10 protein-coding genes are annotated in these 12,556 nt (G+C 61.5%); 5 read left to right on the plus strand and 5 right to left on the minus strand.

Features of this window, described 5'->3' with window-relative positions; genetic code table 11:
• Positions 1–2 precede the first annotated feature (2 nt).
• On the plus strand, positions 3–530 hold the full coding sequence (gene gmhB / locus ACF8K2_RS20775; protein WP_186553138.1) for a D-glycero-beta-D-manno-heptose 1,7-bisphosphate 7-phosphatase: 528 nt from the start codon (positions 3–5) through the stop codon (positions 528–530).
• A 64-nt stretch (positions 531–594) separates the two neighbouring features.
• Positions 595–1,365, plus strand: coding sequence for a 1-acyl-sn-glycerol-3-phosphate acyltransferase (locus ACF8K2_RS20780; protein WP_186553137.1), 771 nt, complete (start codon positions 595–597; stop codon positions 1,363–1,365).
• 191 nt (positions 1,366–1,556) lie between these two features.
• Here the strand turns inward: ACF8K2_RS20780 and ACF8K2_RS20785 are convergent, their stop codons facing one another.
• Together ACF8K2_RS20785 and ACF8K2_RS20790 are read right to left on the minus strand one after the other, a co-directional pair.
• Positions 1,557–3,176 (minus strand): MFS transporter, encoded by a 1,620-nt coding sequence (locus tag ACF8K2_RS20785; RefSeq protein ID WP_186553136.1) that lies wholly within the window; start codon positions 3,174–3,176, stop codon positions 1,557–1,559.
• 97 nt (positions 3,177–3,273) lie between these two features.
• On the minus strand, positions 3,274–4,923 hold the full coding sequence (locus tag ACF8K2_RS20790) for a GMC family oxidoreductase (protein WP_392467373.1): 1,650 nt from the start codon (positions 4,921–4,923) through the stop codon (positions 3,274–3,276).
• A 394-nt stretch (positions 4,924–5,317) separates the two neighbouring features.
• Here ACF8K2_RS20790 and ACF8K2_RS20795 point away from each other — a divergent pair, with 394 nt between their 5' ends.
• Positions 5,318–6,205 carry a LysR family transcriptional regulator gene (locus ACF8K2_RS20795; RefSeq protein ID WP_186553134.1) on the plus strand — a complete coding sequence of 296 codons (888 nt, stop codon included), beginning with the start codon at positions 5,318–5,320 and terminating at the stop codon, positions 6,203–6,205.
• Here the strand turns inward: ACF8K2_RS20795 and ACF8K2_RS20800 are convergent.
• From ACF8K2_RS20800 to ACF8K2_RS20810, 3 genes are all read right to left on the minus strand, one after another.
• Positions 6,194–7,012: a sulfite exporter TauE/SafE family protein gene (locus tag ACF8K2_RS20800; protein WP_392467377.1), complete on the minus strand. Its 819-nt coding sequence runs from the start codon at positions 7,010–7,012 to the stop codon at positions 6,194–6,196. The genes ACF8K2_RS20795 and ACF8K2_RS20800 overlap by 12 nt on opposite strands.
• Positions 7,009–8,289 carry an FAD-dependent oxidoreductase gene (locus ACF8K2_RS20805; protein WP_392467378.1) on the minus strand — a complete coding sequence of 427 codons (1,281 nt, stop codon included), beginning with the start codon at positions 8,287–8,289 and terminating at the stop codon, positions 7,009–7,011. Before ACF8K2_RS20805 ends, ACF8K2_RS20800 begins: the two co-directional genes overlap by 4 nt.
• A 110-nt stretch (positions 8,290–8,399) precedes the next feature.
• Positions 8,400–9,284: an MBL fold metallo-hydrolase gene (locus ACF8K2_RS20810; protein WP_186553131.1), complete on the minus strand. Its 885-nt coding sequence runs from the start codon at positions 9,282–9,284 to the stop codon at positions 8,400–8,402.
• Positions 9,285–9,592: 308 nt separating this feature from the next.
• Between ACF8K2_RS20810 and ACF8K2_RS20815 the strand changes: the two genes are divergently transcribed.
• Complete coding sequence (locus ACF8K2_RS20815; RefSeq protein WP_392467381.1) at positions 9,593–10,900, plus strand: sigma-54 interaction domain-containing protein; 1,308 nt, start codon at positions 9,593–9,595, stop codon at positions 10,898–10,900.
• 172 nt (positions 10,901–11,072) lie between these two features.
• Positions 11,073–12,554 (plus strand): DUF3300 domain-containing protein, encoded by a 1,482-nt coding sequence (locus tag ACF8K2_RS20820; RefSeq protein WP_392467382.1) that lies wholly within the window; start codon positions 11,073–11,075, stop codon positions 12,552–12,554.
• Positions 12,555–12,556 lie beyond the last annotated feature (2 nt).

Below are 12,556 nucleotides of genomic sequence, written 5' to 3' on the forward strand. Positions count from 1 at the left end.
CCTTGAAACTGCTGATTCTCGATCGTGACGGGGTGATCAACTTCGACTCCGACGCCTACATCAAGTCATTGCAGGAGTGGATCCCCATTCCCGGCTCGATCGAGGCCATCGCGCAGTTGAGCAAGGCCGGCTGGACGGTGGCGGTCGCCACCAACCAGTCCGGCATTGCCCGTGGCTATTACCCGCTGCAAACCCTCGAGGCCATGCATGCGCGCCTGCGCGAGCTGGTGGCCGAGCAGGGTGGTGAAGTCGGTCATATCGTCTATTGCCCGCATGGACCGGACGAGGGCTGCGACTGCCGCAAACCCAAGCCTGGCATGTTGCGGGCAATCGCCGAGCATTATCAGGCAGACCTGAGCGGCATCTGGTTTGTCGGAGACAGCAAAGGTGACCTGGAGGCCGCCCTGGCCGTCGGAGCACAACCAGTGCTGGTGAAAACCGGCAAGGGTGAGAAGACCCTGAGTAAAGGCGTCCCGCAAAACACCCTGATTTTTGACGATCTGGCCGCTGTGGCCAGAGCACTTATTTAAGAGGGTGCGCCACGCTGGCGCACTTTTTCATTAGGCGGGCATGCCCGCAACGGTACTTGCCACTATGTCGATCCTGCAGGCGATCAGAATCTTTCTTTTTTACCTGCTGCTGGGCACCAGCTCGTTGCTGTGGTGCACCCTGAGCTTCTTCGTTGCGCCGTTTCTGCCGTTTCGCCAACGCTATCGCTTCATCAACGTCTACTGGTGCCGTTTCGCCGTGCTGCTGGCGCGGGTGATCCTCGGTATCCGCTACAAAATCACCGGCGCCGAGAACGTGCCGGATACGCCGTGCGTGATCCTCTCCAACCACCAGAGCACCTGGGAGACGTTCTTTCTCTCCGCCTACTTCCAGCCGCTGAGCCAGGTGCTCAAGCGTGAGCTGTTGTATGTGCCGTTCTTTGGCTGGGCGATGGCCATGCTGCGGCCGATCGCAATTGATCGCGACAACCCGAAAGAAGCTTTGCGTCATGTCGCCAAGAAGGGCGACGAGCTGCTCAAGCAAGGGGTTTGGGTGTTGATCTTCCCGGAAGGCACCCGCGTGCCCCATGGCCAGATTGGCAAGTTCTCCCGTGGCGGCACTGCGCTGGCAGTCAATGCCGGCCTGCCAGTCCTGCCAATTGCCCACAACGCTGGCAAGTTCTGGCCCAAGTCGGGCTGGGGCAAGCGGGCAGGGGTGATCGAGGTGGTGATTGGTCAGCCAATGTATGCCGAAGGCAGCGGCCCACGGGCGATTGCCGACCTCAATAACCGCGCCGAAGCGTGGAACGAGGCGACCCAGCGGGCCTTGGGTTCACTGCCGCCAGCAGCAGAAAACACCGAGCAGCGCACTGCCTGACGTTCTGTGGATAACTTGTGAGCAACTTTTGGATTAACGCTCAGAGATATGATCTAAGTTGTTGAATTAGCTATTTATTTCTCTGTATGACGTTTTTCTGAAAATCGTGCATAAGTTTTTTTGAGCGATAAAAAAACCGGCTTTTACGCCGGTTTTTTTGTGCCTGCTATAGAGGCGTCTCGCTCTTCAGGTCAAACCTTGTCGATATCCACATCCTTGGTCTCTTTCAAGCAGAAGATCCCCACCACCAAGCTGATCCCGGTGATCAATACCGGGTACCACAGCCCGTAGAAGATATCCCCGGTGTACACCACCAAGGCGAACGACACCGTCGGCAGGAACCCGCCAAACCAGCCATTACCGATGTGGTAGGGCAGTGACATCGAGGTATAGCGGATCCGCGTCGGGAACAACTCGACCATCACCGCCGCCAGCGGCCCATAGGTCATGGTCGCGATCAGGATCATCGCGACAATCAGCACCACCACCATGAACTCGTTGACCTGCGACGGATCGGCCTTGGCCGGATAGCCCGCCTGCTCGATGGCCGCACGCATGGCCGCTTCGTCGAAGCCATTGATGGTGGTCTCGCCAATGCTCACCACCACTTCGCTGCTCGCCCCTGCAGCCGAGCTGTACGGCAGACCCTGTTTGACCAGGAAGGTCTTGACCTTGTCGCACGGGCTGTCGAAACGCGCCTTGCCTACTGGGTCGAACTGGAAGGTGCAGCTGTTCGGATCAGCCGTCACCACGATCGGTGCCTGACGGCTGGCAGCGTCGATCTGCGGGTTGGCGTAATGGCTCAGGGCTTTGAACATCGGGAAGTACAGCACTGTCGCCAGCAGCAGGCCGAGCATCAGGATCGGCTTGCGTCCGACCCGATCCGACAGCCAGCCAAAGAACACGAAGAACGGCGCGCCGATCACCACGCTGATGATCAGCAGGGTGTTGGCCTGGGCCGGGTCCATCTTGAGCATCTGGGTCATGAAGAACAGCACATAGAACTGCGCGGTGTAGAAGGTCACCGCTTGCCCGGCGTTGATACTGAACAGGGCAGTCAGTACCACTTTGAGGTTCGGCCAGTTGGTGAACGACTCACGAATCGGCGATTTACTCACCTTGCCTTGGGCCTTCATTTTCACGAACGCTGGCGACTCGTGCATGCTCATGCGGATCCAGGTGGAGATGCCCAGCAGCACGATCGACAAGAGGAACGGCAGGCGCCAGCCCCAGGTCTCGAACTGATCGCCGCTGATGTAGCGGCTGCCGAGCACCACCAGCAGCGACAGCAGCAGGCCCAGGGTCGCGGTAGATTGGATGAAGCCGGTGTGGAAACCGCGCTTGCCAGGTGGGGCGTGCTCGGCGACATACGTGGCTGCACCGCCATACTCACCGCCCAGCGCCAGGCCTTGGAGCATGCGCAAGATCACCAGGATGATCGGCGCGGCAATGCCAATGCTGGCGTAGGTCGGCAGCAAGCCCACGGCGAAGGTGGACAAGCCCATCAGCACGATGGTGATCAGGAAGGTGTATTTACGCCCGATCATGTCGCCCAAGCGGCCGAATACCAACGCCCCGAATGGCCGCACCAGGAAGCCTGCGGCGAACGCCATCAGGGCAAAGATGAACGCGGTGGTGTCGTTGACCCCAGCGAAGAACTGCTTGCTGATGACCGCCGCCAACGCGCCATAAAGAAAAAAGTCATACCACTCGAAAACGGTCCCGAGGGATGACGCGAAAATGATCTTTCGTTCCTCGCGACGACTGGAGCTGCTCGCCGCTGCACCCTGCTCTTGGATGTAATCCGACATCGTTGCTGTCCTCGGCCTACAGGCCACAGTGATTATTCTTGTTGTTCCACTGTCGGCAGCCCCTGACCACAAGCCGCCGGTTGTTGCACGCGCCTGGTCAGGGCGTCGGTATCGCGCTTGCGTCGCTGAGGTTGGTCTGGGTAGCAGCCCCCTTGAGGATCAGTTGTGCCGCCTTCTCGGCGATCATCAGTGTGGGTGAACAGGTATTGCCGGAAACGATCTGCGGCATGATCGACGCATCAGCCACGCGCAAACCAGGAATGCCATGCACGCGCAGTTGGTTATCCACAACGTCCAGCGGCCCATTGCCCATGCGGCAAGTGCCAACCGGGTGGAAGATCGTGGTGCCGATCTTGCTGGCCGCCTCGTGCAGTTGTTGCTCGCTCTGCAGGGCGAGGCCTGGCAGATATTCCTGGGGCTCGAAGGCTGCCAGGGCAGGGGCCTGGACGATACGCCGGGTCAGGCGGATAGCGTCGGCGGCGACGCGCAGGTCGTGCGGATCGCTGAGGTAATTGGGGTCGATCAAGGGTTCGGCGTTCATGTCCGCAGAGCGGATATCGATGCGTCCACGGCTGGCCGGGCGCAGGTTGCAGACCGATGCGGTAAAAGCAGGGAAGCGGTGCAGCGGCTCGCCAAAGCGTTCAAGCGATAGCGGCTGGACGTGGTACTGCAAGTTGGCGGTGGCCTGATCAGGGCTGGAGCGTACGAACGCGCCGAGCTGACTTGGGGCCATCGCCAAAGGGCCGCTGCGGTCATACAGATAACGCAGGCCCATGCCCATCTTGCCCCACAGGCTGTTGGCCATCTGGTTGAGGGTGCGGGTGTTGCGGATTTGATAGATCAGGCGCAGTTGCAGGTGATCTTGCAGGTTGCCGCCCACGCCGGGCATGTCATGCCGAACGCCGATGCCCAGGCCTTCGAGGAGCTTGCGTGGACCGATTCCGGAACGCTGGAGAATCCCAGGCGAGCCGACAGATCCTGCGCAGAGGATGATTTCCCGGCGCGCCTTGAACTCATGCCAGGCGCCTTGCCAACGGGCCTTGACCGCCGTCGCACGAGTGTTGTCGAGCAGCACCTGATCAACCTGGACATCAGTCAGGATGGTGACATTGGGGCGTTTGAGGATCGGCCGCAGAAAGGCCTTGGCCGCATTCCAGCGTACGCCGCTGCGCTGGTTGACCTGAAAGTATCCACAGCCTTGGTTGTCACCGGTGTTGAAGTCATCGACCTTGGCGATCCCGCTTTGCTCGGCGGCGTCGCGGAAGGCATCGAGAATCGGCCAGCTGTAGCGTTGTTGCTCGACCCGCCATTCGCCCTCGGCGCCGTGGCTGTCGCTGCTGCCGGCAAAGTGATTCTCGCTGGCCTTGAACAGCGGCAGCACATCGCTCCAGGCCCAGCCGGCATTGCCTTGCTCAGCCCAGCGGTCGTAGTCCGCCGCCTGGCCGCGCATGTAGATCATGCCGTTGATCGATGAACAGCCACCCAGCACTTTGCCCCGTGGATAACCCAGGCTGCGACCGGCCAGGCCGGCTTGCGCTTCGGTTTTGAAGCACCAGTCGGTGCGCGGATTGCCGATGCAATAGAGGTAACCGACGGGAACATGAATCCACGGATAGTTATCGCGCCCGCCCGCTTCGAGTAGCAGCACGCGGCAGCTAGGGTCGGCGGACAAACGATTGGCCAGCAGGCAACCGGCGGGACCGGCGCCCACGACCACGTAGTCGTAGACAGAATCGGCTGATGGCATGTGTAACCTCGCGCCTGATTATTATTCTTGTCGCCCTTCATCTTAGTGAGTAATTTCGCAGAGGAAACACGAGATTTTGCGCAACGGCTGTGCGTTTTAGCACAGCCCAGGTAGCTGCGAGAGTCGGTAGTGTAGGGCGGGTTTGGCGGATGCGAGGCACCTGGGAGCGATATTTGACGGATGCACGTGGGAGCGGGCTTGCCCCGCGACAGCAGTAGTGCTGCCACCATCGCTATCGCGGGGCAAGCCCGCTCCCACGAGATCTACGAGTCCCACGAGATCTACGAGTCCCACGAGATCTGCAAGTCCCACGAGCCATACGAGTCCTGCATCCTCCTGCGTAGTGCCTCGACGGCCGCGCTCAGAACCCTCGCCATCACGCACAAGGATCAGCATGTTCGACTGGAATGATCTGCGGTTTTTCCTCGAGTTGCAGCGCAGCGGTCGCCTGCTCAGCGCTGCCAAGCGGCTCAATACCACCCACAGCACCGTCGCCCGGCATATCGAGAACATCGAAAAAAGCTTGGGTACGGCACTATTCGTCCAGCATGCCCAGGGCTATGAACTGACGCCTTCCGGTCAGGCCCTGCTCAAGCATGCCGAGGCGATGGAAAATGTCGCGCTGCTGGCGCAGGAGGAAATCACCCAGGCGATTACGCCGCTGGGCAAGATTCGCCTAGGGGTCACCGAAGGCATTGGCATCATGTTCTTCACCCCGCGCATGAGCGATCTGTTTGAGCGCTACCCGGGGTTGGAGGTAGAGCTGGTGGCGGTGCCGCGCTTTGTCAGCATCCTTAACCGCGAAGCGGAAATCAGCATCCATCTGGAGCGGCCCAACGCCGATTTGCTGATCACCCGCAAACTCACCGACTACCGCCTGGCGCTCTACGCCAGTCGCGAGTATCTCGACCGCTCGCCACCGCTGCAGACCCGCGAGGACCTGGCCCGGCACAGCTGGATTGGCTACGTCGACGACCTGCTGTTCAGCCAGGAGCTGCTGTTTCTCAACAGCTTTTGCCGGGCGCCGAATGTGGTGTTCCGCAGCACCAGCGTGATCGCCCAGCAACACGCAGCGCGTGCCGGCCTGGGTATCGCCGTGCTGCCCAATTTCATGGCCCGGCATGACCCGACCCTGGTGCGCGTGCTGCCGAGTGAGACAATCCAGCGCAGCTACTGGATCTGCACCCGGCGCGAGCTGCACAAATCAGTACGCCTGCGGGTGGTCTGGGATTACCTGCTCGCCCTGTGCGCAGCCGAGCAGGCAGACCTGCTAGCCGAGTAGCGCCTTGCCCGCCAGCAGCAGTGCAGCGCCGATGCCGACGATGGCGAACAACTGTTGCAGGCGTGGCCCGGCAAGCTTGGCGGCCAAAGGCCGCGCCAGCAGCAGGCCAAGTACCGCGCCCACTGCGAACGGGGCACCGACCTGCCAGTGCATGACGCCAGCAATGCTGGCGCTGACCACACTGCCGGTGGAGACCAGGGCAATCACCGCCAGGGAGGTGGCGACGATGCTCTTCATGTCCAGATTGGTGTAGCGGTTCAACGCAGGGATGATGACGAACCCACCGCCAACGCCCAGTAACCCTGAAAGCAATCCAGACATCGCCCCGGTGAAGGCCAGGGCACGCGCGCAGGGTAGGGTCCAGCGCAGTCGGCCCTGCAACGGATTGAGCACGCAGGGCATGATCTGCCGTTCCCCGCATGGCGATTGACCGCGCAGTTCGCGCGCCGCCTTGCGTCCGATGCGCAGGCAGGCGTAAACCAGCACCACAGCGAACACCAGCGCCAATGGCGTGTTGGGCAGACTGTGGGCGAGCATCAAGCCGAACGGCGCAGCGACGATGCCGATCACCGCAATGAACAGGGCCGCCCGATAGCGCACCAAGCCCTGGCGTAAACCCAACACCGCCCCGACCGCCGCCGCCAGGCCCACCGCCAGCAACCCGACCGGGGCCGCCTCGACCATCGTCAGGCCCAGGCCGAACACCAGCAGCGGCACAGCCAGGATGCCGCCGCCAGCGCCGGTCAGCGCCAGCACTGCGCCAATGATTGTGCCCAGCAGCGTGCCGAGTAGTTGATGCTCGATCACTGCTGCCCCTCGATCACCATCGGCTGCGGCTTGGCCAGCCACTCCCGTCCCTTGAGCATGCCACGCCAGTACAGCGGCGGCAGGATCCGTGCCTTGAGCAGCCAGGCCAATCGGGTTGGCTGGCGACCATCGAGCAACCAGCGCGGAAAACTCGGCGCGACCTTACCGCCATAGGTGAACTCAGCGAGGACGATCTTGCCGCGCTCCACGGTCAGAGGGCAGGAGCCATAGCCGTCATAGTGGGCGAGGGCAGGCAGCCTGCCGAGCGCCACCAAAACATTGTTCGCCACCACCGGCGCCTGCTTGCGCGCTGCGGCGGCGGTCTTGGCGTTGCTGGTGTTGATCACATCGCCCAGACCATGGATGTTGGCGAATTGACGATGGCGCAAGGTGTACGGATCGACATCGACCCAGCCACCCGCATCGGCCAGCAGACTGTTCCGGATGAAGTCAGGGGCAACTTGCGGCGGCACCACATGCAACAGGTCGAAGGGTTCGACCTGTGTCTGCGTGCTGCCATCGGGCAAGCTGCGCAGGAAGGTAGCGCGCTTGCCGGGGCCGTCCACGGCGACCAGCCGCTGGGCGTAGTTGAGGTCGACACTGTACTTGTCGATGTAGCTCATCAGTGCCGGTACGTAGTCCGCTACCCCGAACAGCACCGCGCCGGCATTGAAGAAGCTGGCTTTGATCGCGCCAAGATGGCCGTGACGCAACCAGTGATCACAGGACAGGTACAACGCCTTCTGTGGCGCGCCAGCGCACTTGATCGGCATCGGTGGCTGGGTGAACAGCGCGCGACCTTGCTTGAGGTTTTTCACCAGCTCCCAGGTATAGGGCGCCAGGTCATAGCGGTAGTTGGAGGTGACGCCGTTACGCCCCAGGGTCTCACTCAGGCCTTCGATGGCGTTCCAATCGAGCTTGAGGCCGGGGCATACCACCAGCTGTTCGTAACTGACCGCGCGACCATCCTCGAGCATCACCAGCTGCGCGACCGGATCGAACCCCTGCACGCTGGCCTTGATCCAGCGCACCCCACGCGGAATGGTCGAGGCCATGGTCCGAGCGGTGCTGGGTGCGTTGAACACACCGGCGCCGACCATGGTCCAGCCTGGTTGGTAGTAATGCACCTCGGCAGGATCGATCAGGGCGATGTCCAGCGAAGGATCACGGCTGATCAGGCTCGAAGCGGTGGCGATGCCCGAAGCCCCGGCACCGATAATCACCACCTTGTGGTGATCGGTGCGCGGGCTGGCGGAAGTGGACGGCGAGGCAGGCATTTAAATGTTCCTTGTTGATCGAGGTAGCTGCTCTTTTTCTATCGCGGGGCAAGCCTGCTCCCACGTTAGCTCTCTGTCTCTGCGTGGGAGCGGGCCCTGCGATAGCGGGCTCAAAGTTTGTTGAGGGGGATCTTCAGGTAGCGCACGCCGTTATCTTCCGGCTCAGGCAACTGGCCGCTGCGCATGTTGATCTGTACCGAGGGCAGGATCAGCACCGGCATGTCCAACGTCGCGTCACGCGCTTCGCGCATGGCCACAAATTCGTCCTCGCTGATGCCCTGATGAATGTGGATATTGTTGGCGCGCTGCTCGGCCACGGTGGTGACATAACGCAGTGCGCGGCCATTGGGCAGGTAGTCATGGCACATGAACAGCTGGGTCTGATCGGGGAAGGCCAGCAGGCGGCGGATCGAGCGATACAACGTGCGTGCATCGGCGCCAGGGAAGTCGCAGCGGGCTGTGCCGTAGTCGGGCATGAACAAGGTGTCGCCAACGAACACCGCAATCTCGCCAGCATCCTCGACCACGTAGCTCATGCACGCCGGGGTATGCCCTGGGGTATGCAGGGCGCGCGCGCGCAGCGTGCCGATCAGAAACACTTGTTCATCTTCGAGCAATACATCGAACTGGCTGCCATCGCGGGCAAAGCCAGGCTCGGCATTGAACAGGGCGCCGAAGGTCTTCTGTACCTGAGTAATACGTGCACCGATGGCGATATGGCCACCGAGCTTTTCCTTGAGGTAGGCCGCCGCAGAAAGGTGGTCGGCATGCACATGGGTTTCAAGAATCCAGTGCACCTTGGCATCCAGCGCCTGGACCCTGCCAATCAGTTTGTCCGCCGAGGCAGTGTTGGTGCGCCCGGACTTGGGGTCATAGTCGAGCACGCTGTCGATCAACGCGCACTCCTGGGTCTGGCGATCCATGACCAGGTAACTGATGGTCGAGGTGGCCTCGTCGAACAAGGCTTCCACATAAATGTTACTGCCGATGATCATTGCACTCTCCAGATTTATCCGCCGCGCCTTGTTAGAGGCGTAGGCAGTAAACGGTGCTTTATCAAGATGCATGCCAGGGCATTGGTCCGAAACCACGTGTGCTTTGCTATTAAACATAGAGTGAGTGTTCAAGCCCTACGCATCAGGGTTTTAGCCAGCGGGTTTACCGCGAAGAACACGCTGCGCAGCCTGTTCCTATCCGTGTGCTCTCCACTGCCAATGACAGACTTGGCAGTCGACTGGCAGCTAATGGCAGTGATTGGCAGTCCTTGCTACCCTCCGCGATGTACTCTCTTCCGGTCCTGGTCATGTCCGCGTTTTCAGCTTCTGCCAACCAACCCGCGATCCTTGCGCTAGTGTCGTATCTGGAACACGACGTGCATCCGTCCATCGTGCTCGATACCGACTACAACATCCTCGCCGCCAATGCTGCCTACCGCCGCCAGTTCGGCATCAACGACAACGCGCCGCTGGGGGAGAAGTGTCACCGGGTATCCCACCACTACGCCGTCCCCTGCGACCAGGCCGGCGAACACTGCCCGATGCGCAAGGCGTGGGACAGCAAAGTGCCGGAGCGGGTGCTGCACATCCATCACACTCCCCGTGGGCCTGAGCATGTGGACGTCGAGTTACGGCCGATCCTGGATGAACAGGGTAGGGTGGTCGCCTTCGTCGAGCGTCTGAACACCGTGACGCTCGCCTCCGCCCAGCCGCAACAGCAAGGCCTGGTAGGCCGTGCTCCGGCATTCAAGACGGCCCTGGCAAGCTTGCAAAGAGCCGCCCCAGCGCAGATCCCAGTGTTGCTCCAGGGTGAGTCTGGAACCGGCAAAGAGCTTTTTGCCCGCGCCCTGCATTTGGGTAGCCTGCGCGCCAATGGGCCGTTGGTTGTGGTCGACTGCACTGGTCTTACCGAGAGCCTGTTCGAGAGTGAATTGTTCGGCTACGAAAAAGGCGCCTTCACCGGAGCCACCCAGCGCAAGATCGGTTTGGCCGAAGCGGCGCATGGCGGCACGTTGTTCCTCGATGAAATTGGTGAGGTTCCATTGGCCATGCAGGTGAAGCTGCTGCGCCTGATCGAGTCCGGCAGTTTCCGCCCAGTCGGCAGCCTGCGCACGGTGCACTCGGATTTTCGCCTGGTCTCTGCCACCCACAAACCACTCAAGGAAATGGTCGCTGCGGGCACCTTTCGTGAAGACTTGTACTACCGCATCAGCGGTTTTCCAATCCGGCTGCCTGCCCTGCGCGAACGGGTAGAGGATCTGCCCATGCTGGCCGAGAGTTTGTTGAAGCGCATGGCTGGCGCGCAATCCACCACGCTAACTGCGCAAGCGCAACAACGGCTCAGCTTGCATCCGTTCCCAGGCAACATTCGCGAGCTGCGCAATATTCTCGAACGGGCACGCTTGTTTGCCGACGACGGCTTGATTCGGCCAGAACATTTGCCGCACGACATTGGCCCCCTGCAGAACGTAGCTACACCACGCCGCAGCCGCAACGAACTGGGCGAGCTGGCGCTGGCGCTGGAGCAATTCCAAGGGTCGCGTAGTGAGTTGGCCCGACATCTGGGGTTGAGCGAGCGGACGCTTTATCGGCGCTTGCGTGAGCTGGGTCTGTAAGCGGGTTCAGCGCGGTCCTTGTGGAAGCGGGCTTGTCGGGCGCCGAACCGCCGGCAGAGCAATTTTCTTCTACGCTGATACTGCTCTGAGCCTTCCATGCGTCGATTGCCGACCCGGTAACCCGTTGGGCGCCTGACGCTCCGCTCTGTCCCTCAGCTACAGGAGCATCGTCATGTCTGCCTGCCTTCACAGGGCGATCCTGCTCACCATCACCATGCTCGCGCTCTTGGGCTGTTCCGAAGAAGATGCGCCACCTAAGGCAACGGCCCCGGCGCCGGTATCTGCAGCTGTACCTGCCACTGCGGCCGCGCCCAGCGAGCAGGTGTTCAACACCGAACAGCTTGATCAGATGCTTGCACCGTTGGCCTTGTACCCGGATGCTTTACTGGCTCAGGTGCTGATGGCAACCACCTATCCCGGCAATGTCGCCGACGCGGTTGCCTGGTCCAAGGCGCATCCGAACGTCAGTGGCGATGCCGCCGTCCAGCAGGTCGCCGAGCAACCTTGGGACCCCAGTGTGCAATCGTTGGTGGCTTTCCCGCAGGTGCTAGCCACACTTGGCCAGGACCCAGTCTGGGTGCAGCGAGTCGGCGATGCCTTTCTCGCCCAGCCCGACGCGGTGATGAATTCGGTACAGCGCTTGCGCGCTAAGGCAAAGGCTGCTGGCCACCTGGAGTCGAACGATAAGCAGAGGGTTATCGTGCAACCCTCAAACGCTCAAGCAGGCGGCACGACTACAGCGGGGCAAGCTGGCGCGTCGGCACAAACCATCATTATCCAGCCGACCAACCCCCAGGTCGTATACGTCCCAAGCTACAACCCCTCTGTGGTCTACGGTAGTTGGTCCTCTGCGTCCTACCCACCGGCGTACTATCCGCCACCGCCGGGGTATGCCATCGGTACGGCATTGGCGACCGGTCTGGCTTTCGGTGCAGGCGTAGCGATCGTCAATTCTCTGTGGGGGGATTGCGACTGGGACGATCATGACGTTGATATCAACGTCAATCGCTACAACAACATCAACAACGTCAACCGCAGGCTCGAAACCAACCAGAACAACTGGCGCCATAATCCTACCTATCGTGACGGCGTCCCCTACCGCGATCAAGCCAGTCGAGCCCAGTTCGACCGGCGCTTGCCCGGCAGCGCAGAGCGCACAGCCTATCGCGGTGACACCCCGGCGCGTGTCGAAGATCGCGCGCGCGCCCGAGAAAGTCTCGCCCAGCGTGGCATCGAAGCACCGGCAACCAGCAACCTCGAAGCCCGCCAACGGGTGCAGAGTGCAGAGCGTGAGCGCGCTCAACAAAGCCTGGAAAAACAGGGCATCAACCAGCCCGCTAGCGCTCGCGAGCGCGCACAGGTCGCCGACCGCCAGCACAAGCCTGGCGCGCAGGCACCTTTGAAAACTCGCCAGCATCAGCCGTCGGAGCGTAATCAACAAGCACGCCAGCAAGTCCGCCAGCAACATGCTCGCGCCCAGGCGCCGCGCAACAACGCCTTGGCCGATGTGCGCAACCCTTCACAGGCACGCATGGCAAGCAACCGTGGACAGATCAGTCAACGTAGCGCCAGCCGCCCCAGCGCAGCGCCCGCCGGTCATCAGATGCAACGACCCGTGCGCATGCAATCCAGCGGTGGCGGCCGTCGCCGCTGAGA

Source organism: Pseudomonas sp. xss_2, from assembly GCF_043104195.1.
Taxonomy (GTDB): Bacteria; Pseudomonadota; Gammaproteobacteria; order Pseudomonadales; family Pseudomonadaceae; genus Aquipseudomonas; species Aquipseudomonas urmiensis.

Coding starts and splice junctions, on each gene's coding strand:
- ACF8K2_RS20795 (WP_186553134.1), top strand. CDS start 5,318: ATGTTCGACTGGAATGATCTGCGGTTTTTCCTCGAGTTGCAGCGCAGC.
- ACF8K2_RS20785 (WP_186553136.1), bottom strand. CDS start 3,176: ATGTCGGATTACATCCAAGAGCAGGGTGCAGCGGCGAGCAGCTCCAGT.
- ACF8K2_RS20790 (WP_392467373.1), bottom strand. CDS start 4,923: ATGCCATCAGCCGATTCTGTCTACGACTACGTGGTCGTGGGCGCCGGT.
- ACF8K2_RS20820 (WP_392467382.1), top strand. CDS start 11,073: ATGTCTGCCTGCCTTCACAGGGCGATCCTGCTCACCATCACCATGCTC.
- ACF8K2_RS20780 (WP_186553137.1), top strand. CDS start 595: ATGTCGATCCTGCAGGCGATCAGAATCTTTCTTTTTTACCTGCTGCTG.
- ACF8K2_RS20815 (WP_392467381.1), top strand. CDS start 9,593: ATGTCCGCGTTTTCAGCTTCTGCCAACCAACCCGCGATCCTTGCGCTA.
- ACF8K2_RS20805 (WP_392467378.1), bottom strand. CDS start 8,289: ATGCCTGCCTCGCCGTCCACTTCCGCCAGCCCGCGCACCGATCACCAC.
- ACF8K2_RS20810 (WP_186553131.1), bottom strand. CDS start 9,284: ATGATCATCGGCAGTAACATTTATGTGGAAGCCTTGTTCGACGAGGCC.